Origin of the sequence: Pseudomonas syringae CC1557, assembly GCF_000452705.1 — a bacterium.
In the GTDB taxonomy this organism is placed as follows: domain Bacteria; phylum Pseudomonadota; class Gammaproteobacteria; order Pseudomonadales; family Pseudomonadaceae; genus Aquipseudomonas; species Aquipseudomonas syringae_F.
This window is the reverse complement of the sequence record NZ_CP007014.1, coordinates 1,793,594-1,819,240: the sequence shown is the minus strand read 5'-3', so window position 1 is coordinate 1,819,240 and position 25,647 is coordinate 1,793,594. Positions and strand designations below refer to the sequence as shown.

Here is a 25,647-nt window from a genome sequence, read left to right as displayed (position 1 = left end):
ACAAAAGGCCCTTGCAGTGAATGCCAAGGGCCTTTTCCGTAGCATGACTGGCCAGTTCGGCGAGTCAGTCTTCGTCAGTTGCGGTTCTTGCTGGCCTCGACACCGGCCGTGTTGTCCAGAAGGCTCTTGGTCGCCGTCTGCAGGAAGCTTTCCAGCTTGCGCTTGAGCTCCTGGGTGTCAGGCGCATCAGGCACTTCTTCGGCATGCGGATTGGCGCCCAGGGTGTAGGTCAGCAACTTGGCAGGCATTTCAGTCGGCTCGATCAGAATGCGGTTGCCATTGATGATTGCGACCACCTGTTCGCTGCCCGACGGTTTGATAACACCGAACCCCTTGTCACCTTCCGGCAGGTTCAACAGGTCGCGTCCCCAGCACTGGTTGCGGTTCTGGCCACCCAGACGCCCCATGATGGTAGGCACTACATCGACCTGAGTACCGACGATGCTGCTGCGCTGGCCGAACTTCTCCTGGACGCCTGGACCGATCAGCAGCAATGGCACATTGAAACGACCCAGGTCCATTTCAGTCAGCTGTTTGTTGTTGCCGAATCCATGGTCACCCAATACCACGAACAGGGTGTTCTTGAAGTACGGCTCTTTTTTGGCCTTCTCGAAGAACTGGCCCAGCGCCCAGTCGGCATAGCGCATGGCGGTCAAGTGCTCGTCCAGCGAACCGTGCCCGGTAACGCGCTCGACAGGCAGAGGGTCCGGCAGCGCATATGGCGTGTGGTTCGAGAGCGTCTGCAACAGCGCATAGAATGGCTTGCCATCCTGACGCGCCTTGAGCTCCTGAGCACCACGGTCGAACATGTCCTGGTCGGAAACACCCCACGTCGGATCGGAGAACACCGGGTTGACGAAGTCCTCACGGCCAACGAAGTTGGTCATGCCCTGATTGCTGAAGAAACCCGACTGGTTGTCCCAGGCAAAATTGCCGTTGTAGACATAGACGTCATCGTAGTTGCGACCTGCACTGAGCAACTGCGGCAGGCCGGACAACTTGTGAGCGCCTTCCGGCGTCTGCATCAGGTACTCGAAACCCGGCAGGTTAGGAAAGCATGCCATGGTGGCGAACATGCCCTGGTGGGTATGCGTGCCGTTGGAAAAGAAGTGATCGAACAACAGCCCTTCTTTGGACAGCTTGTCGAAGTACGGTGTGATGTTGGCATCGTTGCCCAACGCCCCAACCGAGTGACCGGCAAAGCTTTCCATCAGAATCACAACGACGTTACGGATAGGCAGCGTGTTTTCGGCGGGCGGCGTGAAGTCACGACGCACTGCAGCGATGTCCGGCTCGACCAGTTTGTCATTCGGGGTCAGCAGCATGTCACGCACGGTCTGCTGTGCTTCGGCCTGAGGCAGCGTGGCTTTCCAGATGTTGTCGCGATCCTCGGACATACGGCTTTTCGCCGCAGTAATAAGGGTCAGTGTGCCGTTGAGACCCAACTGATTGGCGAAGTTCGAGTCGGTGGTATACGCATCACCCCAACGCAGCGGCGGCCCCTGGCGCACGGTGCCGCGAATGCACACCACCATGACCAGCAACACCACAACGAAAACACCGGCACGCATGTACCAGGGTGCAACCGAACTGACAGAGTGGGTGCCCGTCGTGGTAACGGTGCGCGGACGCGTCAAACGGTCGATGCCCTTGAATACCAGGCTTAGCAGCCAGGTGACCGCTGCCCATGCCAGCAGGTAGCGCACGACCGGAAAGCCATACCACAGCATGCTCAGAACGGTTTTGGGGTCTTCTTTCACGTACTGGAACACCAGACCGTTCAGGCGCTGGTGAAACTCGCGATAGAAGTCCATTTCCATCAGACCCAGGAACAGCGTGATGCTGCCCACCAGAGTCAGCCAGAAGCGGAAGAACCCACGTGCCGCCATGGCCCTGGCGCTGAACAGCGACAGCACCAGCGGAATCAACAGATACATCGTCAGGCGCAGGTCGAAACGCATGCCATTGAACAGCGCTTCAATAAAGGTCGAGGCTGGCGTATCGCCAATCATCTCGCGGTTGTAGACCAGCAGGGCAATACGCAGCAGCGTGTACATCACCATCAAAGCGAAGCCGCTGAGCAGGATATACGCGAGATGCGATTTGACGGTCGGGTTATGCAGGCGGGCTTGCCGATGAATCTGGGCGTCCGTTTTGGCCATGGTTGTCAGGATCCGGTGGATTCAGGGGTAGGTTCGGTGGTGCAGCACCGCCCTCCTCTCAGGGACTGGCGGTGCGCGACAGGGCGCAGATAATACTTGATTGCGGACCGCATGGGGCCCGCTCAGCCCATGAAGGCGCGCGCCTGTTCAGCTTCGCGCGCAATTCTGGGCCATACCGTGTGAATTTTCTGTCGCAAGCGCCCCGTGACGGCATCTGTCCGGCGTCGCTACAGACCGTCGGACCACAACGCCAAACCGGTGCGGTCAGTCGTTGCTGGCTTTGCCGACAGCCTGGAGCACGTACTGTGGCAATGCGAACGAACCGATATGGACTTCAGGGTTGTAATAACGCGTAACAATACCGCTGCCTGAAAAGCGCTGACGCAGGGTTTCCAGCGGCAGTTTGCGGTAGCTCTTGTTAGTCGCGCCCCAAGCGAAGGTCATCGCCCCACCGATGTAGGTCGGAATGGCCGCCTGATAGAAATGCCAATCGGCAAACAGACCGTTCATGCGCCCGGCAGTGGTCTGTACACCGCTCAGTTGCATGAAAGGCGTGCCGTTCTGGGTCACCAGGATGCCGCCTTCGTTCAGGCAACGGTGGCAGGCCTGATAGAAGTTTTCCGAAAACAGGACTTCACCCGGACCGATAGGGTCAGTGGAATCGGAGATGATCACGTCGAACTTCTCTTCGGTGGTCGCTACAAAGCGCATGCCATCGTCGATCACCAGATTCAGACGTGAATCCTCGAACGCCCCGCTTGAGTGGTTGGGCAGGAACTCCTTGCACATCTCCACCACCGTGCTATCGATCTCGACCATGGTGATGTGTTCAACGCTCATGTGCTTGGCGACTTCACGCAGCATGCCGCCATCACCCCCGCCGATGATCAGTACACGCTTGGCTGCACCGTGTGCCAGGATCGGCACATGGGTGAGCATTTCGTGGTAGATGAATTCATCCGCTTCGGTGGTCTGGATCACGCCGTCCAGCGCCATGACCCGGCCCATGCGCGGGTTCTGGAAGATCACCAGATGCTGGTGCTCGGTGCGGACTTCGTGAAGCATCTTTTCGATACGAAAGCGCTGGCCGTAGCCTTCGTACAACGTTTCCTGATAATCGCTCATGGGTAAGCTCCCGCTGGATACTGATGACAGGACGGCCGACCGCCCACAACAACAAAGGCGCGCATTCTACGTCGATGTACATGACAGGTCGAACCTCTCTGCGGTCATATCGGCTAGCCCGTCCTGCAAACCCCTGACCCGAAAACGAAAAACGCCTGACTACATGCGTAGTCAGGCGTTGATGTCGAACTTCAGATGTATCAGATACGCACGTTGCCGCGCGGTCCGAGAATCGCCCAGATAATCAGACCCAGTACCGGCAACAGGACAATCAACAACACCCAGAGAATTTTCTTCCCGGTCTCGGCGTTGCTTTTCAAGACGTTGATAATGGCCCAGATATCGAGCGCCAGAATAATCAGACCGACCAGGCCATTGAATGACGAACCCATGGTGTTGCCTCTTAATGAATGCTTACCCTCCTAGGATAGTCGCGCCGTTCGCGGGTTCCATTGAACCAACTGTATATTCTCGGGCTCCGAGACGAGGGCCGTTTTTTCAGCTCGCCATCGCGCTCAGTCATCAGAAAGAAAGGTATGCCCCCTTATGCCATCACCTGCACAGCCCGGAACATCCAGGGAGACGTGGCTTTCCCACCTCCAGACCAGCCCGCTGGTGAGCCTGGGTCTGGCAATTGCACTGCTGTCCGTCGTCGGTCTGAGCGGTGCCAGCCTGTACAACGCGTTTTATGGCACGAGCCAGGTCAACTTCAATCACGCACTGCTGGGCGGCATCGCAGGCTTTATGGCCACCGCGCTGGGTGCGGTCATTGCTGTGGCCCTGCGCGATGTGACGCAACGCGCTCAGGACATCATGCTTGGCTTTGCCGCAGGCATGATGCTGGCTGCCAGCTCGTTCTCGCTTATTCTGCCGGGACTGGAAGCTGCCCGGGAGATTACCGGCACCGGCCCCTTTGCCGCGGCGACGGTGGTGGCCGGCCTGGGGCTGGGCGTTCTGCTGATGCTGGGGCTGGACAAGTTCACCCCGCATGAGCACGAAAGCGTCGGCCGTCAGGGACCGCATTCGGAGCGCATCAACCGGGTCTGGCTGTTCGTGCTGGCAATCACGTTGCACAACCTCCCCGAAGGCATGGCCATCGGTGTCAGCTTCGCCAGCGGCGACCTGAATGTCGGCCTGCCGTTGACCACCGCCATTGCGATTCAGGACATTCCGGAAGGCCTGGCCATCGCGCTGGCCTTGCGCGCGACGGGGCTGTCGGCATTCAAGGCCATGCTGGTCGCCATTGGTTCCGGCCTCATGGAGCCGCTGGGATCATTGATAGGGCTGGGCATTTCCAGCGGGTTTGCGATTGCCTACCCGATGAGCATGGGCCTGGCAGCAGGGGCGATGATCTTTGTGGTGTCCCATGAAGTCATCCCGGAAACCCACCGTAACGGCCATCAGACCTCGGCAACACTCGGGTTGATGGGCGGGTTCGCGGTGATGATGTTTCTGGACACCGCACTCGGCTAGCCGCGCAACGCTTGCAGCGACGGTGCGGCATGAATGCCCGCCGACGCGGCCAGCTCAAGCACACGTGCCTGATCGCAGCCATAGACCAGCACTGCTTGCAGCTCGTCATCCAGCGGCTGGCTGAAGTCCATCAGCACGTAACCGCCCATGTCCTTGTTCATGCTGCTCAATTGAATCTGAATGCGATTGAGCGCAACCAGCGGTTCAACCCTGGCCAGTTGCTTCGACTTGATGTTGAACGTCACGTCCTTGCCGAACGACTGCACGATCTGTTCGAACAGGTCCATATAGCTGTCAGCCTGAAACAGCACGGTTTCCGGCAGACTGCCAATCACCACCCACTCGCCCAGTGGGATCGGGAAGCTGTCGTCGTAATTGATATCGGGGTTCGCCGCCAGGAAAGCCTGCGGATCGGCGTAGGCCTGGGCGGCCTCATCGGCAATACGCGCTATTTCGTCGTCCGCCATGCAGCCGGAGCTGACTTTGCTGATTAATTCGACCAGTGAGTCTTTCATGGGGAGCGATCCTGCTAGCGGGCAAAAAAAGAGGCGCAAAGGATAACGGTAAATCCTTTGCGCCTCTATCTATGCCTGCTATCAAACTATGCCTGCTATCCAAGCCTGCCTGAGTTGACGTGCCTCAGGGGCATTCGAGCTCAGGACCTGGCGGCCTGCACACCGAGCTTGGTCAGTTGCTCGGCAGTGATGCCTGCCCCCATCGCCTGGGCGGCACCCAGTGCGGTAATGCCCTTGGCATCACAAACATGCGGGTCAGCCCCCTTGCTGATCAGATAGTCGACGATCTCGCTACGGTTGAACATGGCCGCCATCATCAACGCGGTGCGGCCATCAGCAGCAGAAGCTTCCACATTGGCACCCGCTTCGACCAACAGCTTGACGACACCCAGGTCACCCTTGAACGCCGCACCGGCAATAGGACTCTGGCCATTGTCATTACGAATTTCCGGATCAGCGCCGTGATTGAGCAATAGCCGAACCGCGTCCTGGTGGCTGTGATAGCTGGCCAGCATCAACAGGGTGTCGCCCTTGTGATTGCGCAGATCCGCAGGGAGGCCCTTTTCAAGCAGACGCTCCAGCATGACTGCATCGCCCTGACGAGCTACATCGAAGACCTGCTCGGCAAATTCGGCTGCCTCATCCTCGGTCATGGTCTTCGCTTGGCTGATATCTGAATCGGTCATTGATCACTCCTTGGCACACGTTCATCCGGGAATCCAATGGTCCCGGCAGCGGTAACACAGTGACCACAACTCTTGTCGGCTGTTCGATTAACCTCTTCAGTCCATCTCAAGGCACACCCTGGACGACCAAAAATGCTCCAGTGCGCGTTTATGCCCGACCTCATCCACCCGGAACCCGCAAAATGCAGGGTGCACGACAGGCGTTCATGCAAAATGCACGAGCCTCAGAAAAAGAGAATATCTCAAGTCATTGTTTTTAAAGGATTTAATGGCATTGCAATTACTGGCACAGACACTGCAACAGTACTAGCAAGCTTGTTATCCCATGAGCAATGGAGCCGCTAGACATGACTTTTATTCAAGAAAAATTCGCTTCCGTATTTTCCGACTACACAGTGACTACTCAGCCTCGCCCGGATGGCGGCGTTCTGGTGTCGCTGCGTGATAACGACGGCAAGCAGATTCGTCGCTCCGTGTCTTATGCGCAACTGCACACGCCGGTTCAACTGGAATGGGTTATCAGCGCGATTCGCCGTGACCTGGCTGCACAAGCCAGCGAACTGCCAGCTATCTCGATGCTGCAAAGCCAGCACCGTTTCGATCTGCCGACTTACCACACACGTTAATCCGTTTTACTCGCCGCCCCTCTGGAGCGGCGAGATGTTGCACGCTCTCTCATCCCTTGTTTGCCGCGATTACTCACTGTTTTCGTGGCTTTTTTTTGCCTGCTGTTTAGCGTTGATTGCCTACCTGATCAAGCCACGACATAAGGCTTCACCCACCGCTTGCGCCCTGTTCGCAACGCCCAGCTTGGAATAGATGGTCTTGAGGTGATACTTGACCGTGGATTCCGAAACATCGCGGATCACCGATATTTCCCAGGCGGTTTTCCCGTCTCTGGCCCACTGCAGTGTTTCCAGCTCTCGATGGCTCAACCCGCGAGAACAGAACTTCAACCCTCTCGCAACACTGTGCAGTACCGGCATGAGACTGCTGACCAGATACTTCTGTTCAGCGTTGATCGGTTTTTCCACCTCTGCCAGGGTACAGACCGATGTCACGCTCTCGATGCCGCGGCAATGGCTGGTATACCCGTAGGAAATGGCTGGCAGCAACTCACTGGCGTCGACCGCTTCGTCGTAACAGGCTGACACCGGGTATAGCCGAAACGCATCCTGCCAGTTCAAAAAACCCAGCTGATTGCGATAGTAGCGAATGACCGGGTCCTGAGTGATCAGCTCATGCTGCCGATAAGCCTTGCCCCAGCGGCCGTCGACATTCGAGGTGATAAACGTCAGCAATAGCGGTCCTTTGAACTGATAGAACATCGCCCGCTCGCAATCACATTCGCGCCGCAGCCATTCAAGGGCGTTCTCGATGGCGGTCTGCCCATCAAGCTCGGTAATCGTGTTTACCATCTGCTGTATCAACAGTCCTTTCTGTGCGCTCTCTGTAATGGCACTGCCCATCACCACCGCTCCTGTAAGCCCCGGAATCGGCACAGTTGTTGCCCCCGAGGACATTGGCGCAGAACTTACACGATTAATCGCGTAGAAAAACAACGGCAAAAACAAACAGAATCAGAGCACTTTCAAACAGGCAACGTCCCACCAAAAAGCAGGATGCTGCTTACAGAAAATAGCTTGCCAGTTGATGGAGCAAGATGCTGCGGCGTCAAACGGTGCCGCATGCAGGGGGCGAAAAATGCCTAGAAAACGGCGGGATCGATAAGCGCAAAGCTGACCACGTTTTCATGACCGGCCAGGGTTCCGCCATCACGCACCAGACCACAGGTTGCCATGCCGGCAGCCTGAGCGGCATCCAGCTCTTCGACGATGTCGGACAGGAACAGAATGTCCTGCGCGGCGAACCCTGTGGCTTGTGCAATCGTTTGATAAGACTGCGCTTCACGCTTGGGGCCAGACGTTGTGTCGAAGTAGCCGCTGAACAGACCGGAGAGATCGCCCGCCTCGGAACAGCCGAAGATCAGTTGCTGAGCCTGGATCGAGCCTGACGAATACACATAAAGTTTATAACCGTCCTGATGCCAGCGTTTCAGCGCATCAACGGCGTCCGGATAAACATGCCCCTTGAGCTGTCCGGCGTTATAGCCCTGCTCCCAGACCATGCCCTGCAACGCCTTGAGCGGCGTGGCCTTGCGGTCTTCGGCAATCCACTCCAGCAGGATTTCAATAACGCGCTCTGCATCGGCGTCGGGCTCGCCACTTTGCTCTCTTACAGCCTGCAGTTGCGTGGCCACCGAAGGCTGATCGGCATGCTGACGAACGAAGTCAGGCAGGTGCTTTCTGGCAAATGGAAACAGCACGTCGAAAACGAAGCTTACTGCGCTGGTAGTGCCTTCGATATCCGTGAGGATAGCTTTGATGGGCATCAGAATCGGCTCCTGTCAGTCTTCCAGCCGAGGGAAACGGCCAGCAATGTCTTCACCGGTGAAATTGGCCACCCAGCCTTCCGGATTGTTGAACAGGCGAATGGCGACAAAATGCGGATGCTCGCCCATGTCGAACCAGTGCCGGGTGCCGGCGGGCACCGAGATCAAGTCGTTCTTTTCGCAGAGTATGGCGTACACATAGTCATCGATATGCAGTGTGAACAGGCCGCGTCCGGCGACGAAAAAGCGGACTTCATCCTCACCGTGCCGATGCTCTTCAAGAAATTTGGCGCGCAATTCGGCTTTTTGCGGGTGATCACTGTTGAGGCTGATCACGTCAACGGTGACGTAACCGCGCTCGGTCATCAGCGTGTCGATCTGTGCGCGATAGGCATTGATGACCTCTTCCTGACTGGCCCCGGGCGCTATCGGCGTCGCGGCCTCCCAGCGGTCGAACGCCACACCGTGCTCGGCCAGGGTCGAGGCGATGTCTTCCAGATGGGTCAGTACCTTGTTGGGGGTATCAGGGCTTGAAACGTGGTAAACGGACAGGCTGCTCATGGCATGAATCCTCGGTTTGGGGCAACGCCTTCCGGCTTTTACAGGCCGGTCAGGCATACACGCTGCCTAATACAGCGTCATTGACGGTTCATCACCGTGCGCATTTTCAATTCACATTCGAACAGAAACTCGAACGCTTCGATCTGCCGCAACGCATCGCTCATTTTCGCGCCCCAGGTATAGAGACCGTGGCCGCGAATCAGATAGCCCGCGCAATCGGGGTGGGCGTCCAGCCATGGCTGCACGTTGGCGGCCAGACGCGCAATGTCCTGATCGTTGTCGAAAATCGGGACCACCACCCGCGACTCATGTGTCACTACACCCTGAAAGGCTTTTTGCAGCTCGTAGTCTTCGAACACCAGATGATCGGCAGCGGTCAGCCTCGACAGCACGGTCGCATTCACCGAATGGGTGTGCAGCACTGCGCCGACCAGCGGCCTGCAGCTGTACAACTGGGTATGCAGCAAGGTTTCCGCAGACGGCTTTTTGCCTGGCTCCAGACTGTTGCCTGCCAGATCGGTGGCCAGCACATCGTCCATACCCAACTGGCCCTTGTGCTTGCCGGACACGGTCAACAGCGCTTCGCTGGCAGACAGGCGCACCGAATAATTGCTGCTGGTGGCAGGCGACCAGCCACGGCCGTACAGGAAGCGCCCGGCTTCGATGATTTCCAGGCTCAGTTGTTCGCGGCTCATACACCTTCCTCTTTCTTGGGTGTGACAATCATGACGGCTGCTGCGAGGGCTGCAAGGCTGGCAATCGAAAACGTCCAGGCAGGCCCCAACACGCTCCAGCTATAACCGGAATACAACGCGCCCAATGTACCGCCCACGCCAGACAACGCTGCGTACAGCGCCTGTCCCTGACCCTGCTGACGTGGGCCAAAGCTACGTTGCACGAAATGGATGGCAGCCGCATGAAAGCTGCCAAATGTTGCAGCATGCATCACCTGGGCAATCAACAGCACGCCCAAATGATCGGCAAACAGCCCCAGCAGCAGCCAGCGCAGCGCGGCCAGGAGAAAACTGGCGAACAGTACCTGGCGAACGGAAAAACGCAGCAGTATCCGGCTCATCAGCATGAACATCAGCACTTCAGCCACCACCCCGACGGCCCACAGCATGCCGATCAGACCGCGGCTGTAACCCAGCGCTTCGAGGTGCAGGGTCAGAAAAGTGTAATACGGGCCATGGCTGAGCAACATCAGCGCGACGCTGATATAGAACGCGATCACGCCAGGCCGGGTCAGTTGCCTGAGAAAGCCACCCGCCTCTGCCTCCTGCTGCGAGGCCAGCGGCTGGGCATTGGGCAGCCACCAGCTGCTGATCGCAATGCCGGCCATGACCGCCAGCAGAATGTAGGGAAACAGGTCCAGGCTGAAACGCTCGAAGACGCGTCCCAGCACCACTACCGCCATAATGAAACCGATCGAGCCCCACAGCCTGATCTGGCTGTAGCGCGAGGTCTGGCCGCGCAGGTGCGCCAGGGTGATGACTTCGAACTGCGGCAGAATGGCGTGCCAGAAGAACGCATACAGCGCCATGACCATTGCCAGCCATGCGTAACTCTTGTCGACCAGAATCAGCGAAAACGCCAGCAATGTGCAGAGTGCGCCGAAGCGCACGATGGTCAGCCTGCGCCCAGTGTGATCACCCAGCCAGCCCCAGATATTCGGCGCAATGCAACGCATCAGCATCGGGATGGCGATCAATTCGCCAATGCGTGCGCTGGAAAAGCCCAGGTGATGGAGGTACAACGCCATGAACGGCGCCGCCGAGCCGAGCAAGGCGAAATAACACACATAAAACCCGGACAGCCGCCAATACGGAAGCTGCCTGTCGGGAAGTGCCGTCACGCTAGCGAACCGCGACCGTGACAGCACGCATTACAACTGCGCCAGCACAGGTGTGTCGACTCTGACATCGGCATTCTGCCCGCGATGACGCAGCAGGTGATCCAGCAATACGATGGCCATCATCGCCTCGGCAATCGGCGTGGCGCGAATGCCGACGCACGGGTCATGACGTCCTTTGGTGATGACATCGGCTGCGTTGCCATCGACATCGATGGAACGTCCCGGCGTGGTGATGCTGGACGTTGGCTTGAGAGCCAGATGCGCAATGATCGGCTGGCCTGAGGAAATACCGCCCAGAATGCCACCGGCCTGATTCGACAGAAAACCCTGCGGCGTCATCTCGTCGCGATGTTCGGTGCCGCGCTGGGCAACACAGTCGAAACCTGCGCCGATCTCTACGCCCTTGACCGCATTGATGCTCATCAGCGCATGGGCCAGTTCAGCGTCCAGGCGGTCAAAGATCGGTTCACCGAGGCCTGGCATCACGCCGTCGGCGACCACGGTGATCTTCGCGCCAACCGAGTCCTGGTCACGACGCAACTGGTCCATGTAGGCTTCCAGCTCGGGGACCTTGTCGGGATCGGGGCAGAAAAAGGCATTGTCCTCGACCGAATCCCAGGTCTTGAACGGGATCTGGATCGGACCGAGCTGGCTCATGTAACCACGAATGACAATGCCCTGAGTCGCCAGGTACTTTTTGGCGATAGCCCCGGCAGCGACGCGCATGGCGGTTTCGCGTGCAGAGCTGCGACCGCCGCCCCGGTAATCACGAGTGCCGTACTTGTGGTGGTAGGTGTAATCGGCGTGGGCTGGACGGAACAGGTCCTTGATGGCCGAGTAGTCCTTGGACTTCTGGTCGGTGTTACGGATCAGCAGACCGATGGAGGCCCCGGTGGTCTTGCCCTCGAAGACGCCCGAGAGGATTTCAACCTCGTCGGCCTCCTGACGCTGCGTGGTGTGGCGGCTGGTGCCAGGCTTGCGCCGGTCCAGGTCGCGCTGCAGATCGTGCAGGTCAAGCTCCAGCCCCGGCGGGCAGCCGTCGACGATAGCGACCAGCGCCGGTCCATGGCTCTCGCCAGCGGTGGTGACAGTGAACAGCTTGCCGAAAGTGTTGCCGGACATGCGGGCGCTCCGAGAAATCAGCCAAAAAACCAGATCGTTTAACCAAGCGCGCCAGTATACGCAGGCTCGCGGTTCAGTTCATCCTCGAACCTTCTGTGGCCGCGTGCGTCCAAGCGTGACACCTCCCATGATGGCCTTGCGATGTTATCCGGTAATTCCCTGCTTCGAGCTGCAAACAGGCTGCGCCTGCTGGCCCTGCCTCTGACCCTGATTTTCTTCGCAGCCACCGCCAGCGCTGCCGCACCAAGCACAGTACAACGCCAGGTCAGCGTAGACACTGAAAACGGCAAGCTCTACGGCACCCTGATGATGCCGCGCTCGGACAAACCGGTGCCAGTGGTGCTGATCGTCGCCGGTTCCGGCCCCACCGACCGCGATGGCAATAACCCCGAGGGCGGCCGCAACGACAGCATGAAACGCCTGGCGGTGATCCTGGCCAGCAACAATATCGCCAGCGTGCGCTACGACAAGCGTGGCGTTGCGGCCAGCAAGGCGGTCACACCGGACGAGCGCAATCTCAGCGTCGAACGTTACGTTGCCGACGTGCAGCTCTGGGCCAGAGCCTTGAAAGCCAATACGCGCCTGGGCCCATTGATCCTGCTGGGCCACAGTGAAGGCGCGCTGGTCGCCACGCTGGCTGCCGAAAAGGCCGGTGCTGCAGCACTGATTTCCGTGGCCGGCACCGGGCGACCGGTGGATCAGGTGCTGCGTGAACAGTTTCAGGAGCGCTTGCCACCGGAACTGCTCCAGCGCAGCAATCAACTGCTGGACGAGCTAAAGGCGGGCAAGACTGATGACAACGTGCCGTCGGAGCTGGAGGTGGTATTTCGCCCCAGTGTCCAGCCCTACCTGATCTCGCTGTTCCGCCAGGACCCGGCCGCCGCGTTCGGCGCCTTGAAAATGCCCGCATTGATCGTTCAGGGGCGCAATGACATTCAGGTGGGTGTGGGCGACGCGCTGCTGTTGCAAAAAGCCAAGCCTGACGCCGAACTGGCGTTGATCGACGGTATGAACCACGTACTGCGCATCGTGCCCGACGATCTGCAGCAACAGTTGCTGTCCTACCGCAACCCCACCCAGCCGCTGGCCAAGGAAGTCACCTCACGCATTCTGCGCTTCATCAAGGCCCTGCCGGAGGTGGACCAGAAAAACTGACAGTCGGCCGCCCTTCAGTCGCGGGAGATCCGGCCGATAGCTGTTTGATGGCTTCGTGTTTGCTACACATGGCCAGGGACAGGACCATTGTTAATGACTGACGCGAATACCATGACCGAAACCATCGCAGACCCCGCCAGTGCCGAAGCCGAAGTCGAAGTGCCGGTAGCGCCACAGCCGTGGGATGACGTCCTGCCTGAAAGCTTTCAGATGTTGCGTCTGGCGCCACAGCCGACCGACCGAGCCACCGGTGGACGGCCGTTGCGTTTTGTACAGTTCGGTCGTGCCGAGCGACACAACAAAGAGCTGAGCCTGCTGCGCATCAACGTTCAGTTGCCCGGTCAGCGAGTCCGCAAGGAGCAGAACAACCTGGATGTCTGGGCCGACCATGTGACGCGCACGGTGCGCTTTGGCCCACAACCCGGCTTGCAGATCGAGCCGTGGAATCGGGGTATAGGCCGCTTCATGATCGCTCACGCGGTGCATTGGGCGCAGAAACGCTGGTCTACCTACAAGATTGAAGGCGTGGCACTCGCCAGCAAGGACGGCTTGAACGAAGACACCCGTCTGCGCCGTGATCACTTTTTGCGCACCCTGGGCTTTGAGGTCGTCTACGCCGATGCTCAGCACATGAAAGGCAGTATCAAGGACGTGCACGTCGGCAACCTGCACAGCACCTGGAACAATGACAAGGTACAGATCGTCGAGATTCTCGAAGCGTCGCAAATGCTGGAGAAAGCCGAGAAAAGCATGATCGAGCAGGAAGTGACCATTCGCCAGCACGAAGACCGGGTTGGCAAATACAAGCGCGAAGACGCCAGTCTGCGCTTCACGATTGCCTGTCTGGTGACCTTCGCGGTCTTTCAGGCGGGACTGTTGATCTGGATCGCCACTCACCGCTAGGTCGTTTACCCACAAGGTAAAGGGGCCGATGCCAGCCCCGACTCACCCTCGCTTCAGACCCGTGACTGGAACACCGCCTGGTGAGCACGGCACTGCTCGGCAGAGAGCATGAACACGCCGTGCCCACCCCGTTTGAAGTCCAGCCAGGCGAAATCGACCTCCGGGTAAAGCGCCTGCACGTGAACCTGACTGTTGCCTACTTCGACGATCAGCAAGCCTTTTTCGGTCAGATGATCGGCGGCCTGCGCCAGCATGCGGCGTACCAGGTTCAGACCATCGCTGCCGCAGGCCAGCGCCAGCTCGGGCTCGTGCTGATACTCGTCCGGCATGTCGGCAAAATCCTCGGCATCCACATAGGGCGGATTGGAGACGATCAGGTCGAAGCGTTGTCCCGGCAAGCCGTCGAAACCATCGCCCTGAACGGTATAGACGCGCGCGTCCATGCCGTGGCGTTCAATGTTCTGGTTGGCCACTTCAAGCGCATCATAGGAAAGATCGGCCAGCGCCACTTCGGCATCGGGAAACTCGTCGGCGCAGGCGATACCGATACAGCCGGAGCCGGTGCAGAGGTCGAGAATTCGCTCAGGCTCACTGGCCAGCCAGGGTGCGAAACGCTCTTCGATCAGCTCGGCAATCGGTGAGCGCGGGATCAGCACGCGGTCATCGACGATGAACGACATACCGCAGAACCACGCCTCGCCAAGCAGGTAAGGCGTCGGCACGCGCTCGTCGATGCGGCGCCTGATCAGGCGCTGCAGCTCGGAGACCTCATCGATTTCCAGGCGGCAATCCAGGTAGCTGTCGGCAATTTCCCAAGGCAGGTGCAGGGCGCCCAGCACCAGTTGCCGCGCTTCGTCCCAGGCATTGTCAGTACCATGACCGAAAAACACGTCTTCCTGATGAAAGCGGCTGACGGCCCAACGGATATGGTCGCGCACGGTACGCAAACGGGAAGTGATCATGGACAAACTCCTTGGAAAAAACGACGAGCCACTGTGAAAGGCCTGGATCCGAACAACGTCGCACTCTTCGTACCCGACAGGCGTGGAAGTTTCCACGATTCGGCTACCGCCATCAAGGCAAACCGCCATACAGTACGCCCGCCACCTGCCCTGCAGCCCATAAAAACCGGGGCTTGCGATGGTTGCCATTCCCAGAACGGCTCAGCCAGAGGACAATGACGCAATAGCCCCACTCAAAGGAGCCCGTGAATGTCCGATTTAAAGACCATGTTTCAACTCAGCGGCCGTGTACATGCACATGCCAACCTGAGCAACGCGACGCTGATCATCATCGACGCGCAGAAAGAATACCTTAGCGGCCCGCTGGCCCTGACCGGTGTAGACGAAGCTCTGGCCAATATCGGCTTGCTGGTGGCCAAGGCGCGCGCGGTCAAATGCCCGATCGTTCACGTTCGCCATCTGGGCACCGTGGGCGGTCTGTTCGACCCGCAGGGCGAGCGTGGTCAACTGGTTCCGGAACTGCTGCCGCAAGGCGATGAGCATCTGGTCGAAAAACGTCTGCCTAATGCATTCAATGGCACCGGCCTGCATGAACTGCTGCAAAGCCTGGGTCATCTGGACCTGATTGTCTGCGGCTTCATGAGCCACTCCAGCATCAGCACCACCGTTCGCGCGACCAAGGACTACGGTTATCGCTGCACGCTGGTTGATGACGCCTGCGCAACCCGCGACCTGCCAAGCCAGCATGGCGTGGTCAGTGCCCACGTGGTACACAGAACCGAAATGGCGATCATGGCCGACAACTTCGCTACCCTGGCCCTGACCAAAGACCTGATCTGACCCTATTGATGAGTTGTGTGACGCCGCTCACATGACCGTCCATCCTTTGCGGCTCTGGTATGCACCGGCGGCGGGAACACACTCTCCTGCCCAGGGTCACAGCGCCGATACTTATTGAGCCGATACCAGCTGAGGAAAACGCATGAAGACATCAGGTGGTTTCAATGCACGTCGCCTGCGCAACAAAGGCCAGGGCAACTGGCGCAAACGTATTGGCACGCTGATCGCGCTGCTGCTGGTTGCGCTGGGCATCTTGCTGACCGTCGCCGGTGCGTCCAGCCTGATCACTCATCCTCAGATGCTGGGCGAACTGAACGCCAGCCCGGGTGGTGCCGCGTTCGTTGCGATCAGTGGATTGCTGGTGTTTTACCTGGGTGTCTGGCTATGGCGCCGTTTGCGTCGTCAACGGGGTGCAAGCGGCTTGAGCATCTCCGCCCATTTGATGAAAAAACACAACTGACCCGCTCGTTCGAACGGTTAGACTAGCCTCCTTCGCGGAGGCCCCATGCAAGACGACGATTTTTCCCTGTTCAGAAGCGAGACGCGCGGCGTAAAGCCGCTCAAGCATGAACACGCCGATGTCGGCAAACCCAAAGCTGATCGAAAAATGCTCGCCCGCCTGCGTCAGTCCGCGACCGTGCGCACCGATTCGGTGACGGTGGACGGTCTCTCCGACCAGTTCGTGATCGATGTCGGACCGGAAGATGTTCTGAGCTGGTCGCGTGACGGCGTGCAGGAAGGCCAGATGCGCAAGTTGAAACTCGGTCAGATCAGCTTCGAGGGCAGCCTCGACCTGCACGGCATGACCGTGGAGGTGGCGCGTGAGACATTATGGGAGTTTCTGGCAGAGGCGACCAAACTGGAAATACGCTGCGTGCGCGTCACTCACGGCAAGGCAGTGCGTCTGGACGGCAAACGTCCGATGATCAAAAGTCACGTCAATACGTGGCTGCGTCAACATTCGCAGGTGCTGGGCTTTTGCTCATGCCTGGCCAAGCACGGCGGTGCCGGCGCGGTGTACGTGGTGCTGAAACGCACCATGATGGAAGGACGCGACGAGTAAGCCTCTTCGCGCCCTTTGACACGCCAGGGACAGCGCGCTGCCTGATTCAATACTCAGCGCGGGCCAGGACCGCCAGGGCCAGGACCACCGCCTTCATGGTGCCCGCCCCCACCGCCATGCCCGCCCGGACCAGGCCAGAACGGCCAGCAACCGGAAACCGACGACAGTACGATGGCGAACATCGCTATTTTTGCTACTCGACTCAACATCCGGATTTACTCTCTCGACAGGCAATTGATTGATGACCTGCAAGCTCAGACAACGCAGGTGTCGAAAGTGGGTAGCGATCGGGTTGCCAACGTGTAAGCGATACGACACAAACCGCAACCCGACCAGTTGATTTACTGCGCTGCCGTGCACCCTCCCCCGTGCGTACGCTACTATGTGCGCCTCGGCGACGGGCCATGCTCTCGCGTTTATCGAAACCCACACGGAAACACAGTCCTGTGACACTGGAACAGAATTACACCGCCATCCTCGGGCAACTGGGCGAGGACGTCTCGCGTGAAGGTTTGCTGGACACCCCCAAGCGCGCCGCCAAGGCCATGCAGTACCTGTGTCGCGGTTATGCGCAGACGCTGGAAGAAGTCACCAACGATGCCCTGTTCAGCTCGGATGCCAGTGAAATGGTGATGGTCAAGGACATCGAACTGTACTCGCTGTGCGAACACCATTTGCTGCCGTTCATTGGCAAGGCACACGTGGCGTATATCCCGAATGGCAAGGTTCTGGGCCTGTCCAAGGTGGCTCGGATCGTCGACATGTACGCCCGTCGCTTGCAGATTCAGGAAAACCTCAGCCGCCAGATTGCTGAAGCTATTCAGCAGGTCACCGGTGCACTGGGCGTTGCGGTAGTGATCGAAGCCAAGCACATGTGCATGATGATGCGTGGTGTCGAGAAGCAGAATTCGGCCATGATCACTTCAGTGATGCTGGGCGAATTCCGTGAAAACGCCGCCACGCGCAGCGAGTTTCTCAGCCTGATCAAGTGAGCCGTTCAGCCTGTGTTCACGTGCCATGATGCACGTTGAACGCCCGGCCGATTTATGCAACAGCCCGCAAGAGGTATGACCGTGTTCATGAAAGCGTTAAGAGTCGGCCTTGGCCAACTCGTCATCGGCATTGACTTCCTGACTCGCCCGAGCAGGAAAAAGCGTGATCCTCAGGCTCAGGCGGTCGTCAACGAAGCGGCCCAGGACCTGACCCTGTATCAGTTTCACGCCTGCCCGTTCTGCGTGAAGACCCGCCGCGCCCTGCGCCGCCTCAACGTTCCGGTCGCACTGCGCGATGCGAAGAACAACGAACTGGATCGCCAGACCCTGCTCAATGAGGGCGGCAGGATCAAGGTGCCTTGCCTGCGCATAGAAGAAGCTGGCAAGACCGTCTGGATGTACGAATCCAAAGTCATCATCGACTATCTGGACCGACGCTTCGGGGCCATCTGAACCACGATTGCCCGACGCGCATCAGCGCGGGCAACCTTCCTCGCGACAGGCCACGTAAGTTTTCAGTTGTTTGAGCCGCACCCTGGTCTGCTCGGCCAGGCATTGCGATTGCACCAGCGGCCAGATCGAACCCGAATCCTCGGGCTTGCCCGCCTGATACAGGCAATCGGCATCACGCAAGACGATCCACTTCTGCTGTGCGTCCTTGAACGCCAGTTTTTTCCCGGGGCTCTTGAGCCAGGCCATCTGCGCTTTGTATTGCTTGTTCAGATCCGCGTCGAGTGTCGCCAGCTCATTGGCGGCACATGTGTTCATGCTCGCCTGATTGGCGTTGCAATCCTCGGCCTGAGCGGAACAACCGACGCCTAGCGCCATGAGGGCGGCGAGAAGTGCAAGTGCAGTACGCATGAATTCGTTGCCCTCAAAATGATCGGATCAGTCCAGCATGCCGATATAGCCAGGCTGAGCCTGAACCCGCTGCAGCCAGCGGCGAATGCCGGTATAGGGTGCCAGGTCGAAGCCGCCCTGATGCGCCACATGAGTGTAGGCATACAAGGCAATATCGGCGATCGAGAAATTGTCGCCGACCAGAAACGGCGTACGGTCGAGCTGCTGTTCCATGACGGCCAGAGCACGATAGCCGGACTTCTGCATCGCGCGATATTCAACCATGCGTTCAGCTGGCAGCCCCAGGTAAAACTGGATAAACCGCGCGACCGCCACCGAAGGCTCGTGGCTGTATTGCTCGAAGAACTGCCACTGCAACACCTGAGTCCGCAAACGCGGCTCACTCGGCAGGTAGCGGGAGCCGTCGGCCAGGAAGTTGAGAATCGCATTGGATTCCCACAAGCATGTGCCGTCATCCAGCTCCAGCACAGGAATCTTGCCGTTGGGATTCTTTTCAAGAAAGGCCGGGGTCTGGGTTTCGCCGTTGAGAATATTCACTGGCACCCACTCATACTCGCTGCCCAGCAGGTTGAGCATCAGCTTGACCTTGTAGCAATTGCCCGAGTTGTAATCACCATAAACCTTGTACATGGCCCTGCTCCCTTGGTGTGTCCGGGTTGGATAGGATCAAGCCGCTTGCAGATTCTGTGCTGCACGCACGACCGATGCCAGTCGTTTTATACCTTCATCCAGACGCGCCGGATCAATGTGACTGAAATTAAGCCGCAGATAACCGTGGTTGGCGTCAGGGTCGGCGAAAAACGGCTCGCCCGGCATGAAGGCCACATCCTGCGCCAGTGCTGCATCCAGCAGAGTGCGGGTGTCCAGCGGCTGTTTGAGGGTCAACCAGAAGAACAGGCCGCCTTGCGGGCTGTTCCACACGGCCAGATCTGCGAAGTACTGTTGCAAAGCCTGTTCAAAGGCATCACGTCGACCGCAATAGAACTCACGCAGTGTGCCCAGATGCTCACGATAGTGTTCAGTACCGATCCACTGCAAGGCCTGCCATTGCCCCAAACGGTTGGTGTGCAGGTCGGCAGACTGTTTCAGGCGCAGCAGATGCGGAAACAGATCAGGGCTGGCAATGAGATAACCCACGCGAAGACCAGGAAGCAGCGTCTTCGACACGGTGCCGGTGTAGATCCAGCTGGCCTTCTTGAGGTTGCTGACGATCGGTTTGGCACTGCCGCCGTCAAACGTCAGCTCGCGGTACGGCTCATCCTCGATGAGCGTCACGCCGAACTCGTCGAGCAGGGCCGCGACCGCATCGCGACTGGCCTGGCTGTAGCGCACCGCTGAAGGATTCTGGAAGGTCGGGATGAGGTACGCGAAAGCTGGCCTGTGCCGCTCCAGCCGCTGGCGCATGGCATGCAGATCCGGGCCCTCGGCCAGCAACGGTACCGTGATGCAGTCAGCGCCAAACAGCTGGAATATCTGCAAGGCAGCCAGGTAGGTCGGCGCTTCCAGCAGAACCTCGGTGCCCTTGTCGATGTAGAGCTTGGCGGCCAGATCGAGTGTCTGCTGGGAACCGCTGACCACCATCACCTGACTGGCTTCACAGGCAATGCCCAGCGCACGCGCCTCGGCAGCGAGAGCTTCGCGCAAGGCGGGCTCGCCCTCGCTCATGCCATATTGACCCAGTGCACCCGGCATGTCGGCCCACTCGACTTTGGGCAGCATCGACTCGGCAGGCAGGCCACCAGCGAACGACATCACTTGCGGACGCTGGGCGGCGGCAAGTATCTCGCGAATCAGGGAGCTTTTCAGACGGGAAACGCGTTCAGAGAATGCCATGTTGATTACCTGTAGCCGAGGCCAATGAAAATAAGTCAAACTTGTTGACTCAAATTACGACGCACCAACCGGATACGTCAATATGCTTGACCTTAAAAAACCAGCCAATCAGCAAATGGCCATGGAAGCGTTCTTCTTCGGCTATCAGGCGTTCACTGCAAAAGCCGATGAAATGCTCGCCAGACGCGGCTTCAGCCGAGTGCATCAGCGGATTGTGTTTTTCATCGCTCGCTACCCCGGCTTGAGCGTCAAAGAGCTGCTGACGGTACTGGGCGTCAGCAAACAGGCGCTTAACGCGCCGCTGCGCCAGTTGATCGCGATGAACCTGGTGAACAGCGCCGCACCCGAGGCCGATAAGCGCAAGCGGCTGCTGGCGCTGACCGAGGACGGCACACGCTTCGAAGAGGCGCTACGCCGCGAGCAGGTCAAACTGCTGCAGCGCGTGTTTGGTGATGCAGGCCAGCAAGCAGTGGATGGCTGGCTGGCGGTCAACCGCGCACTGGGGCAGACGTTGCAATCCGGAGCATGCCCCGCAGGCGCAGGCACCGAGTAAGCGAGCCTTTTGCAACTGTGCTGGCGTTTACGCGTATCGCTGTATCGTAAGGCCGCGCGAGCCTGCGTTTAGGCTTGGCGCCCTTCGCTACCTGCCCGCTTCAAGGAATACCCTCCATGCACGAAACCCTGAAGGTGCCGCTGCGCCCGCTGGCCGACTCATCGGCGTCAGCAATAGTCGCCGGCTTCATCGCCGTGATGACCGGTTGCACCAGTTCGCTGGCCTTGATGTTTCAAGCCGGACAGGCTGCGGGGCTCACCAGTGCGCAGGTTTCTTCGTGGCTATGGTCCTTGTTCATGGGCATGGCGGTGTGCAGCATCGGCCTCTCGTTGCGTTATCGCACCCCCATCACCGTGGCGTGGTCGACCCCTGGTGCCGCGTTGCTGATCACCAGTCTGGGCGGCGTCACCTACCCGCAGGCTGTCGGTGCTTTTATCACCAGCGCGATCCTGGTCATTCTGTGTGGCATGACCGGCACGTTCGAACGGCTGGTCAGGCGCTTGCCCGCTTCATTGGCGGCGGCCCTGCTGGCAGGCATTCTGTTCCGGATCGGCAGCGAAATATTTGTTGCTGCCCAGCACCGTACCAGTCTGGTGGCGGGCATGTTTCTCACTTATCTGCTGGTCAAGCGCATTTCGCCACGCTACTCGGTGCTGCTCGCGCTGCTGGTCGGCATTGTGATCGCTGGCCTGTCGGGATTACTGGACTTTAGCGGGCTGGCTCTGGAATTGGCCGTGCCGGTATGGACCACGCCGGAATTTTCCTGGGCGGCAACCGTCAGCATCAGCATTCCACTGTTCGTGGTCGCCATGACCTCGCAGAACATGCCGGGCGTGGCGGTGTTACGCGCCGACGGTTATTACCCTCCCACCTCGCCACTGATTTCAACCACCGGCATTGCCTCGCTGCTGACAGCGCCGTTCGGTTGCCACGGGATCAACCTGGCCGCCATCAGCGCGGCAATCTGTACCAGCCCACACGCTCACCCCGACAAGGCGAAGCGATACACCGCAGCGATCTGGTGTGGCATTTTTTATGGCGTTGCCGGCATCTTCGGCGCGACCCTGGCCGCCCTGTTCGGCGCGTTCCCCAAGGAACTGGTGCTGTCGATTGCGGCACTGGCGTTGTTTGGCTCGATCATCAACGGCTTGACGGTCGCCATGGCCGAACCGACAGAGCGCGAGCCCGCATTGGTCACCTTCATGGTCACCGCATCGGGCATGACGCTGTTTTCCATCGGCTCGGCATTGTGGGGAATCCTCGCAGGCGTACTGACGCTGCTGATTCTGAATGCGCGCAAGGCCGATTGAGTATCTGCCTCGCGCTTTAGCGAGCGGCTGCGGACACCAGCAGAGTTCCGGCATCTGCATCGAGAATTGCCGGCATCCCCAGCGGTACGGCCTGATTGAGGTCGCCATGACCAAACGGCAAACCGCCGAGCACCGGAATGCCCAGACCGCCCAGTCGTTCCAGTAATACATGCGCCGGGCTGATGGTGCCGCCGGTGTTCGGTGCGGGCGTGAACTCGCCGATGGCAATACCCGCCAGACGCCCGAGAATGCCGCAGTTGCCCAGATGGGTCAGCATGCGGTCGACCCGGTAAGCAGGCTCGTTGACTTCCTCGATGAGCAGAATTGCTCCGGTCAGGTCCGGCATGAATGGCGTGCCGACAGAGGTATCGAGCATGCACAGGTTACCGCCAAGCAACAGCCCTTGAGCGCTGCCTGCGGTACGCACACGGGCGGTCGGCGAAGCAGGATCTGCCTTGAGCAGGACCGGCTCGGTGCTCATCAGCACGTGGCGCATGCCGCTGACGAACAGACCGCCGCGCTCCAGTTGCGCGGCTATCGGCCCGTGAATGGTCGCCAGACGCGCATGATTCCACAGCGCGCCGTGCAGGGCGGTAATGTCCGAGAAGCCAGTCACCAGCTTCGGGTCGCGGCGCACGGCCTCCATGTCTACCTGTTGCACGATCCGCTGTACGCCGTAGCCACCGCGCGTGCAAAGCACCGCGCGGATTTCCGGATCAGCCAGTGCTGCGTTGAGGTCGGCGAGCCGCTCCTCGTCGGTCCCTGAGTAGAATGAATAAGCCCCCAGGGCATGAGGATAGACCCGCGGCCGCAGCCCCCACCCCTTGAGTACCTCGACTGCCGCTTCGACCCTGGAAGCCGCTACAGGCCCGGCAGGAGATACCAGCGCCACAGCGTCACCCGCGCGCAGGACTTGAGGTTGAAGGGTATGTAAAGAAGTGGCCGGCATTACGATCATCCAAGCGTTCATCGAACGAGGAATCTAGAGTACTGCGGTGTGTGACTCAAGCCATATCAACAATCAACATGCGTCATCTGCAGATCAAGCTGAACGCCATAGCCTGACCGGACTCCTATCAATCACATGGATCAAACGGCATTCGCTTGATGATCGCTTCTTGCCTTAACAGCACCGCGAGCGTTTGAATCCATTCTTGAACCAATTTTTATGAGGCCCTGCCATGACTGATTTTTCCAATCGCCAGTTCCTGCTCGCCAAGCGTCCTTCGGGCACTGTGCGCCGTGATGACTTCACGTATCAGACCGTCCCGGTGACGGCTCTCGCAGACGGCCAGATCCTTGTCAGAAACAAATACCTGTCCCTGGACCCGGCCATGCGTGGCTGGATGAACGAGGGCAAATCCTACATCCCGGCCGTAGAACTGGGCGAAGTCATGCGCGCCCTGGGCGTGGGTGAAGTGCTCGAATCGAAAAATCCCAAATTTGCCGTGGGCGATCACGTGCAAGGGGCCGTGGGTGTGCAGGACTACTTTATCGGCGAGCCCAAGGGCTTCTACAAGGTAGACACCAGCCTGGCGCCGCTGCCGCTGTATTTGTCAGCGCTCGGCATGACCGGCATGACTGCTTATCTAGCGCTGCTGGATGTAGGCCAGCCGAAAAGTGGCGACACTGTCTTGATCTCCGGCGCAGCGGGTGCAGTCGGCAGCGTGGCCGGGCAGATTGCCAAAATCAAAGGTTGCCGAGTTGTCGGTATCGCGGGGGGCAAGGAAAAGTGCCGCATGCTGACGGAGGAACTGGGTTTCGATGCTGCTATCGATTACAAGTCCGAAGACGTCATGGACGCTGTGAAACAACATTGTCCAGATGGCGTGAATGTCTACTTCGATAACGTCGGCGGCGACATTCTCGACGCGGCACTCAGCCAGTTGGCGGTCGGTGCCCGTGTGGTGATCTGCGGCGCAATCAGCCAGTACAACAACACCACTGCCGTCAAAGGCCCGGCCAACTACATGTCACTGCTGGTCAACCGCGCGCGCATGGAAGGCTTTATTGTACTCGACCACGCTGACCGCTTCGCAGAAGCCGGTCAGGTCATGGCCGGCTGGATCAAGGAAGGTAAGCTCAAGAGCAAGGAGCATATCGAAGAAGGCCTGGAGACCTTCCCCGAGACATTCCTGAAGCTGTTTACCGGCGAAAACTCCGGCAAGTTGATTTTGAAAGTCGACTAAGCATCGCCGGTCACCTAGCGTTGCTCACGCCCCTGCGTATGGCTACGCTCTGCGCCCAAAAGCGGACGCGGAGCGTTCAGAAATGCATGCCGACACGAGCAGTGGCACGAGCGGGTCTACCGTGCGTTTCCGTTCAAGCCAGTTCGGCTACCACTGCGGCTAGCGCCCTGGCCGGGTCGGCGGCCTGGCTGATCGGGCGACCGATGACCAGGTAATCGGAACCTGCGTCGAGTGCCTGGCGCGGGGTCAGGATGCGGCGCTGATCGTCTTGCGCGCTGCCCGCCGGGCGGATGCCCGGGGTAACGAGTTGCAGTGATGGATGGGCAGCTTTCAGCGCCTGCGCTTCCATTGCGGAACAGACCAGCCCGTCCATGCCTGCCTTTTCAGCCAGCGCAGCCAGACGCAAGACCTGCACTTGCGGGTCGACGTCCAGGCCAATACCGGCCAGATCTTCGCGCTCCATGCTGGTCAGTACTGTCACGCCAATCAGCAACGGCTGTGGACCGGTACGTTGTTCAAGTACCTCACGGCACGCAGTCATCATGCGCAGCCCGCCGGAGCAGTGCACATTGACCATCCACACGCCCATCTCTGCCGCAGCTTTGACCGCCATTGCCGTGGTGTTGGGGATGTCATGGAATTTGAGATCCAGAAACACCTCGAAGCCCTTGTCACGCAGGGTTTCGACGATGTCCGCAGCACAACTGGTAAACAGCTCCTTGCCAACCTTGACCCGGCACAGTTTGGGATCAAGTTGATCCGCCAGTCGCAGGGCGGCTTCACGGGTCGGAAAATCCAGGGCGACGATGACAGGAGTCTGGCAGGCGGACATGAGCGTGGTCTCAGGTAAGTCGAAATCGGCGCGCATTGTAGCCGAACCGGTGAACGGGCGGGACCCGTAGATCGGCATTTGCCCGGATCGCATTGAAAAACCCAATAACTCCGTGCACTTGCAGCGAACACTCGCGCGCCAGCCCGCACCAAACCCGACCGCAGAAGTGAATCGATTCACCCAGACGTTCTGCAAACGACCTCTTTTGAAGCATTGCGACGGTCATTCATGCACTGGCACGGCCTCTGCAACAAGATGTTTCA

General features: G+C 59.1%; 29 protein-coding genes. 12 read left to right on the top strand and 17 right to left on the bottom strand.

All coding sequences use genetic code 11. The annotated features are described in order from the left end of the window. Positions 1–74: 74 nt before the first annotated feature. The 3 genes from N018_RS08555 to N018_RS08545 all read right to left on the bottom strand — a co-directional run bounded on the left by N018_RS08555 (position 75) and on the right by N018_RS08545 (position 3,679). Positions 75–2,162: an LTA synthase family protein gene (locus tag N018_RS08555; protein ID WP_025389333.1), complete on the bottom strand. Its 2,088-nt coding sequence runs from the start codon at positions 2,160–2,162 to the stop codon at positions 75–77. Between the two features lie 264 nt (positions 2,163–2,426). Next, on the bottom strand, positions 2,427–3,287 hold the full coding sequence (speE, locus tag N018_RS08550) for a polyamine aminopropyltransferase (RefSeq protein ID WP_025389332.1): 861 nt from the start codon (positions 3,285–3,287) through the stop codon (positions 2,427–2,429). Positions 3,288–3,487: 200 nt separating this feature from the next. Continuing rightward, a complete protein-coding gene (locus tag N018_RS08545; RefSeq protein ID WP_007252184.1) occupies positions 3,488–3,679 on the bottom strand; it encodes a PLDc N-terminal domain-containing protein in 192 nt (63 codons plus the stop codon). 154 nt (positions 3,680–3,833) lie between these two features. Here N018_RS08545 and N018_RS08540 point away from each other — a divergent pair, with 154 nt between their 5' ends. Next, positions 3,834–4,760, top strand: coding sequence for a ZIP family metal transporter (locus N018_RS08540; RefSeq protein WP_024644207.1), 927 nt, complete (start codon positions 3,834–3,836; stop codon positions 4,758–4,760). Here N018_RS08540 and N018_RS08535 read toward each other — a convergent pair. Further along, entirely contained in the window at positions 4,757–5,275 is a 519-nt protein-coding gene (locus tag N018_RS08535; RefSeq protein WP_024644206.1) for a hypothetical protein, read from the bottom strand. The genes N018_RS08540 and N018_RS08535 overlap by 4 nt on opposite strands. A gap of 140 nt (positions 5,276–5,415) precedes the next feature. Then, a complete protein-coding gene (locus N018_RS08530; RefSeq protein ID WP_025389331.1) occupies positions 5,416–5,961 on the bottom strand; it encodes an ankyrin repeat domain-containing protein in 546 nt (181 codons plus the stop codon). A gap of 347 nt (positions 5,962–6,308) precedes the next feature. On the opposite strand from N018_RS08530, the gene N018_RS08525 reads away from it, so the two are divergent. Continuing rightward, on the top strand, positions 6,309–6,587 hold the full coding sequence (locus N018_RS08525) for a DUF3509 domain-containing protein (RefSeq protein ID WP_024644204.1): 279 nt from the start codon (positions 6,309–6,311) through the stop codon (positions 6,585–6,587). 120 nt (positions 6,588–6,707) lie between these two features. Here the strand turns inward: N018_RS08525 and N018_RS08520 are convergent, their stop codons facing one another. From N018_RS08520 to aroC, 6 genes are all read right to left on the bottom strand, one after another. Continuing rightward, positions 6,708–7,430 carry a response regulator transcription factor gene (locus N018_RS08520; protein WP_025389330.1) on the bottom strand — a complete coding sequence of 241 codons (723 nt, stop codon included), beginning with the start codon at positions 7,428–7,430 and terminating at the stop codon, positions 6,708–6,710. A gap of 239 nt (positions 7,431–7,669) precedes the next feature. After that, positions 7,670–8,353, bottom strand: coding sequence for an acireductone synthase (gene mtnC / locus N018_RS08515; RefSeq protein WP_024644202.1), 684 nt, complete (start codon positions 8,351–8,353; stop codon positions 7,670–7,672). A gap of 15 nt (positions 8,354–8,368) precedes the next feature. Further along, entirely contained in the window at positions 8,369–8,914 is a 546-nt protein-coding gene (locus tag N018_RS08510) for a 1,2-dihydroxy-3-keto-5-methylthiopentene dioxygenase (RefSeq protein WP_024644201.1), read from the bottom strand. 77 nt (positions 8,915–8,991) lie between these two features. Continuing rightward, positions 8,992–9,609, bottom strand: coding sequence for a methylthioribulose 1-phosphate dehydratase (locus N018_RS08505; protein WP_025389329.1), 618 nt, complete (start codon positions 9,607–9,609; stop codon positions 8,992–8,994). Then, the gene (locus N018_RS08500; RefSeq protein WP_024644199.1) at positions 9,606–10,769 is read right to left on the bottom strand and encodes an MFS transporter; all 1,164 of its coding nucleotides are present in this window, start codon (positions 10,767–10,769) and stop codon (positions 9,606–9,608) included. Before N018_RS08500 ends, N018_RS08505 begins: the two co-directional genes overlap by 4 nt. A gap of 30 nt (positions 10,770–10,799) precedes the next feature. Next, positions 10,800–11,891, bottom strand: a complete 1,092-nt coding sequence (gene aroC / locus N018_RS08495) for a chorismate synthase (RefSeq protein ID WP_024644198.1) — start codon at positions 11,889–11,891, stop codon at positions 10,800–10,802. 141 nt (positions 11,892–12,032) lie between these two features. Here aroC and N018_RS08490 point away from each other — a divergent pair, with 141 nt between their 5' ends. Together N018_RS08490 and N018_RS08485 are read left to right on the top strand one after the other, a co-directional pair. Next, positions 12,033–13,046 carry an alpha/beta hydrolase gene (locus N018_RS08490; RefSeq protein ID WP_025389328.1) on the top strand — a complete coding sequence of 338 codons (1,014 nt, stop codon included), beginning with the start codon at positions 12,033–12,035 and terminating at the stop codon, positions 13,044–13,046. Between the two features lie 93 nt (positions 13,047–13,139). Further along, the gene (locus N018_RS08485; RefSeq protein ID WP_080274806.1) at positions 13,140–13,949 is read left to right on the top strand and encodes a hypothetical protein; all 810 of its coding nucleotides are present in this window, start codon (positions 13,140–13,142) and stop codon (positions 13,947–13,949) included. A 53-nt stretch (positions 13,950–14,002) separates the two neighbouring features. Here the strand turns inward: N018_RS08485 and prmB are convergent, their stop codons facing one another. After that, positions 14,003–14,911, bottom strand: coding sequence for a 50S ribosomal protein L3 N(5)-glutamine methyltransferase (prmB, locus tag N018_RS08480; protein WP_024644195.1), 909 nt, complete (start codon positions 14,909–14,911; stop codon positions 14,003–14,005). A 249-nt stretch (positions 14,912–15,160) separates the two neighbouring features. Between prmB and N018_RS08475 the strand changes: the two genes are divergently transcribed. The 5 genes from N018_RS08475 to N018_RS08455 all read left to right on the top strand — a co-directional run bounded on the left by N018_RS08475 (position 15,161) and on the right by N018_RS08455 (position 18,259). Then, complete coding sequence (locus N018_RS08475; protein ID WP_024644194.1) at positions 15,161–15,751, top strand: cysteine hydrolase family protein; 591 nt, start codon at positions 15,161–15,163, stop codon at positions 15,749–15,751. Between the two features lie 142 nt (positions 15,752–15,893). Next, positions 15,894–16,211: a hypothetical protein gene (locus N018_RS08470; RefSeq protein ID WP_025389326.1), complete on the top strand. Its 318-nt coding sequence runs from the start codon at positions 15,894–15,896 to the stop codon at positions 16,209–16,211. 45 nt (positions 16,212–16,256) lie between these two features. Then, positions 16,257–16,814 (top strand): Smr/MutS family protein, encoded by a 558-nt coding sequence (locus tag N018_RS08465; RefSeq protein WP_024644192.1) that lies wholly within the window; start codon positions 16,257–16,259, stop codon positions 16,812–16,814. Between the two features lie 446 nt (positions 16,815–17,260). After that, the gene (gene folE, locus N018_RS08460; protein WP_024644191.1) at positions 17,261–17,806 is read left to right on the top strand and encodes a GTP cyclohydrolase I FolE; all 546 of its coding nucleotides are present in this window, start codon (positions 17,261–17,263) and stop codon (positions 17,804–17,806) included. A gap of 81 nt (positions 17,807–17,887) precedes the next feature. Beyond that, positions 17,888–18,259: a glutathione S-transferase N-terminal domain-containing protein gene (locus tag N018_RS08455; RefSeq protein ID WP_038401724.1), complete on the top strand. Its 372-nt coding sequence runs from the start codon at positions 17,888–17,890 to the stop codon at positions 18,257–18,259. A 21-nt stretch (positions 18,260–18,280) separates the two neighbouring features. Here N018_RS08455 and N018_RS08450 read toward each other — a convergent pair whose 3' ends face one another. Genes N018_RS08450 through N018_RS08440 form a run of 3 tightly spaced genes read right to left on the bottom strand, consistent with a single transcriptional unit; the run spans position 18,281 to position 20,500 of the window. After that, a complete protein-coding gene (locus N018_RS08450; protein WP_025389324.1) occupies positions 18,281–18,667 on the bottom strand; it encodes a lysozyme inhibitor LprI family protein in 387 nt (128 codons plus the stop codon). Positions 18,668–18,694: 27 nt separating this feature from the next. After that, on the bottom strand, positions 18,695–19,297 hold the full coding sequence (locus N018_RS08445) for a glutathione S-transferase family protein (RefSeq protein WP_024644188.1): 603 nt from the start codon (positions 19,295–19,297) through the stop codon (positions 18,695–18,697). A gap of 36 nt (positions 19,298–19,333) precedes the next feature. Next, a complete protein-coding gene (locus N018_RS08440; protein ID WP_025389323.1) occupies positions 19,334–20,500 on the bottom strand; it encodes a PLP-dependent aminotransferase family protein in 1,167 nt (388 codons plus the stop codon). Between the two features lie 82 nt (positions 20,501–20,582). Here N018_RS08440 and N018_RS08435 point away from each other — a divergent pair, with 82 nt between their 5' ends. Together N018_RS08435 and N018_RS08430 are read left to right on the top strand one after the other, a co-directional pair. Further along, the gene (locus N018_RS08435; protein ID WP_024644186.1) at positions 20,583–21,053 is read left to right on the top strand and encodes a MarR family winged helix-turn-helix transcriptional regulator; all 471 of its coding nucleotides are present in this window, start codon (positions 20,583–20,585) and stop codon (positions 21,051–21,053) included. A 116-nt stretch (positions 21,054–21,169) separates the two neighbouring features. Beyond that, positions 21,170–22,363: a benzoate/H(+) symporter BenE family transporter gene (locus N018_RS08430; RefSeq protein WP_024644185.1), complete on the top strand. Its 1,194-nt coding sequence runs from the start codon at positions 21,170–21,172 to the stop codon at positions 22,361–22,363. 16 nt (positions 22,364–22,379) lie between these two features. Here N018_RS08430 and N018_RS08425 read toward each other — a convergent pair whose 3' ends face one another. Continuing rightward, positions 22,380–23,312 (bottom strand): S66 peptidase family protein, encoded by a 933-nt coding sequence (locus tag N018_RS08425; RefSeq protein ID WP_024644184.1) that lies wholly within the window; start codon positions 23,310–23,312, stop codon positions 22,380–22,382. A 232-nt stretch (positions 23,313–23,544) separates the two neighbouring features. On the opposite strand from N018_RS08425, the gene N018_RS08420 reads away from it, so the two are divergent. Next, complete coding sequence (locus tag N018_RS08420; protein WP_024644183.1) at positions 23,545–24,552, top strand: NADP-dependent oxidoreductase; 1,008 nt, start codon at positions 23,545–23,547, stop codon at positions 24,550–24,552. A gap of 133 nt (positions 24,553–24,685) precedes the next feature. On the opposite strand, the gene pyrF is transcribed toward N018_RS08420, so the two are convergent. Beyond that, positions 24,686–25,384, bottom strand: coding sequence for an orotidine-5'-phosphate decarboxylase (gene pyrF, locus N018_RS08415; protein ID WP_025389322.1), 699 nt, complete (start codon positions 25,382–25,384; stop codon positions 24,686–24,688). Positions 25,385–25,647: the final 263 nt, after the last annotated feature.

Coding starts and splice junctions, on each gene's coding strand:
- N018_RS08545 (WP_007252184.1), bottom strand. CDS start 3,679: ATGGGTTCGTCATTCAATGGCCTGGTCGGTCTGATTATTCTGGCGCTC.
- N018_RS08430 (WP_024644185.1), top strand. CDS start 21,170: ATGCACGAAACCCTGAAGGTGCCGCTGCGCCCGCTGGCCGACTCATCG.
- N018_RS08505 (WP_025389329.1), bottom strand. CDS start 9,609: ATGAGCCGCGAACAACTGAGCCTGGAAATCATCGAAGCCGGGCGCTTC.
- pyrF (WP_025389322.1), bottom strand. CDS start 25,384: ATGTCCGCCTGCCAGACTCCTGTCATCGTCGCCCTGGATTTTCCGACC.
- N018_RS08555 (WP_025389333.1), bottom strand. CDS start 2,162: ATGGCCAAAACGGACGCCCAGATTCATCGGCAAGCCCGCCTGCATAAC.
- N018_RS08450 (WP_025389324.1), bottom strand. CDS start 18,667: ATGCGTACTGCACTTGCACTTCTCGCCGCCCTCATGGCGCTAGGCGTC.
- N018_RS08540 (WP_024644207.1), top strand. CDS start 3,834: ATGCCATCACCTGCACAGCCCGGAACATCCAGGGAGACGTGGCTTTCC.
- N018_RS08440 (WP_025389323.1), bottom strand. CDS start 20,500: ATGGCATTCTCTGAACGCGTTTCCCGTCTGAAAAGCTCCCTGATTCGC.
- aroC (WP_024644198.1), bottom strand. CDS start 11,891: ATGTCCGGCAACACTTTCGGCAAGCTGTTCACTGTCACCACCGCTGGC.
- N018_RS08420 (WP_024644183.1), top strand. CDS start 23,545: ATGACTGATTTTTCCAATCGCCAGTTCCTGCTCGCCAAGCGTCCTTCG.
- N018_RS08490 (WP_025389328.1), top strand. CDS start 12,033: ATGTTATCCGGTAATTCCCTGCTTCGAGCTGCAAACAGGCTGCGCCTG.
- N018_RS08525 (WP_024644204.1), top strand. CDS start 6,309: ATGACTTTTATTCAAGAAAAATTCGCTTCCGTATTTTCCGACTACACA.
- N018_RS08485 (WP_080274806.1), top strand. CDS start 13,140: ATGACTGACGCGAATACCATGACCGAAACCATCGCAGACCCCGCCAGT.
- prmB (WP_024644195.1), bottom strand. CDS start 14,911: ATGATCACTTCCCGTTTGCGTACCGTGCGCGACCATATCCGTTGGGCC.
- N018_RS08535 (WP_024644206.1), bottom strand. CDS start 5,275: ATGAAAGACTCACTGGTCGAATTAATCAGCAAAGTCAGCTCCGGCTGC.
- mtnC (WP_024644202.1), bottom strand. CDS start 8,353: ATGCCCATCAAAGCTATCCTCACGGATATCGAAGGCACTACCAGCGCA.
- N018_RS08475 (WP_024644194.1), top strand. CDS start 15,161: ATGTCCGATTTAAAGACCATGTTTCAACTCAGCGGCCGTGTACATGCA.
- N018_RS08435 (WP_024644186.1), top strand. CDS start 20,583: ATGCTTGACCTTAAAAAACCAGCCAATCAGCAAATGGCCATGGAAGCG.
- speE (WP_025389332.1), bottom strand. CDS start 3,287: ATGAGCGATTATCAGGAAACGTTGTACGAAGGCTACGGCCAGCGCTTT.
- N018_RS08510 (WP_024644201.1), bottom strand. CDS start 8,914: ATGAGCAGCCTGTCCGTTTACCACGTTTCAAGCCCTGATACCCCCAAC.
- N018_RS08530 (WP_025389331.1), bottom strand. CDS start 5,961: ATGACCGATTCAGATATCAGCCAAGCGAAGACCATGACCGAGGATGAG.
- N018_RS08425 (WP_024644184.1), bottom strand. CDS start 23,312: ATGCCGGCCACTTCTTTACATACCCTTCAACCTCAAGTCCTGCGCGCG.
- N018_RS08445 (WP_024644188.1), bottom strand. CDS start 19,297: ATGTACAAGGTTTATGGTGATTACAACTCGGGCAATTGCTACAAGGTC.
- N018_RS08470 (WP_025389326.1), top strand. CDS start 15,894: ATGAAGACATCAGGTGGTTTCAATGCACGTCGCCTGCGCAACAAAGGC.
- N018_RS08520 (WP_025389330.1), bottom strand. CDS start 7,430: ATGGGCAGTGCCATTACAGAGAGCGCACAGAAAGGACTGTTGATACAG.
- N018_RS08465 (WP_024644192.1), top strand. CDS start 16,257: ATGCAAGACGACGATTTTTCCCTGTTCAGAAGCGAGACGCGCGGCGTA.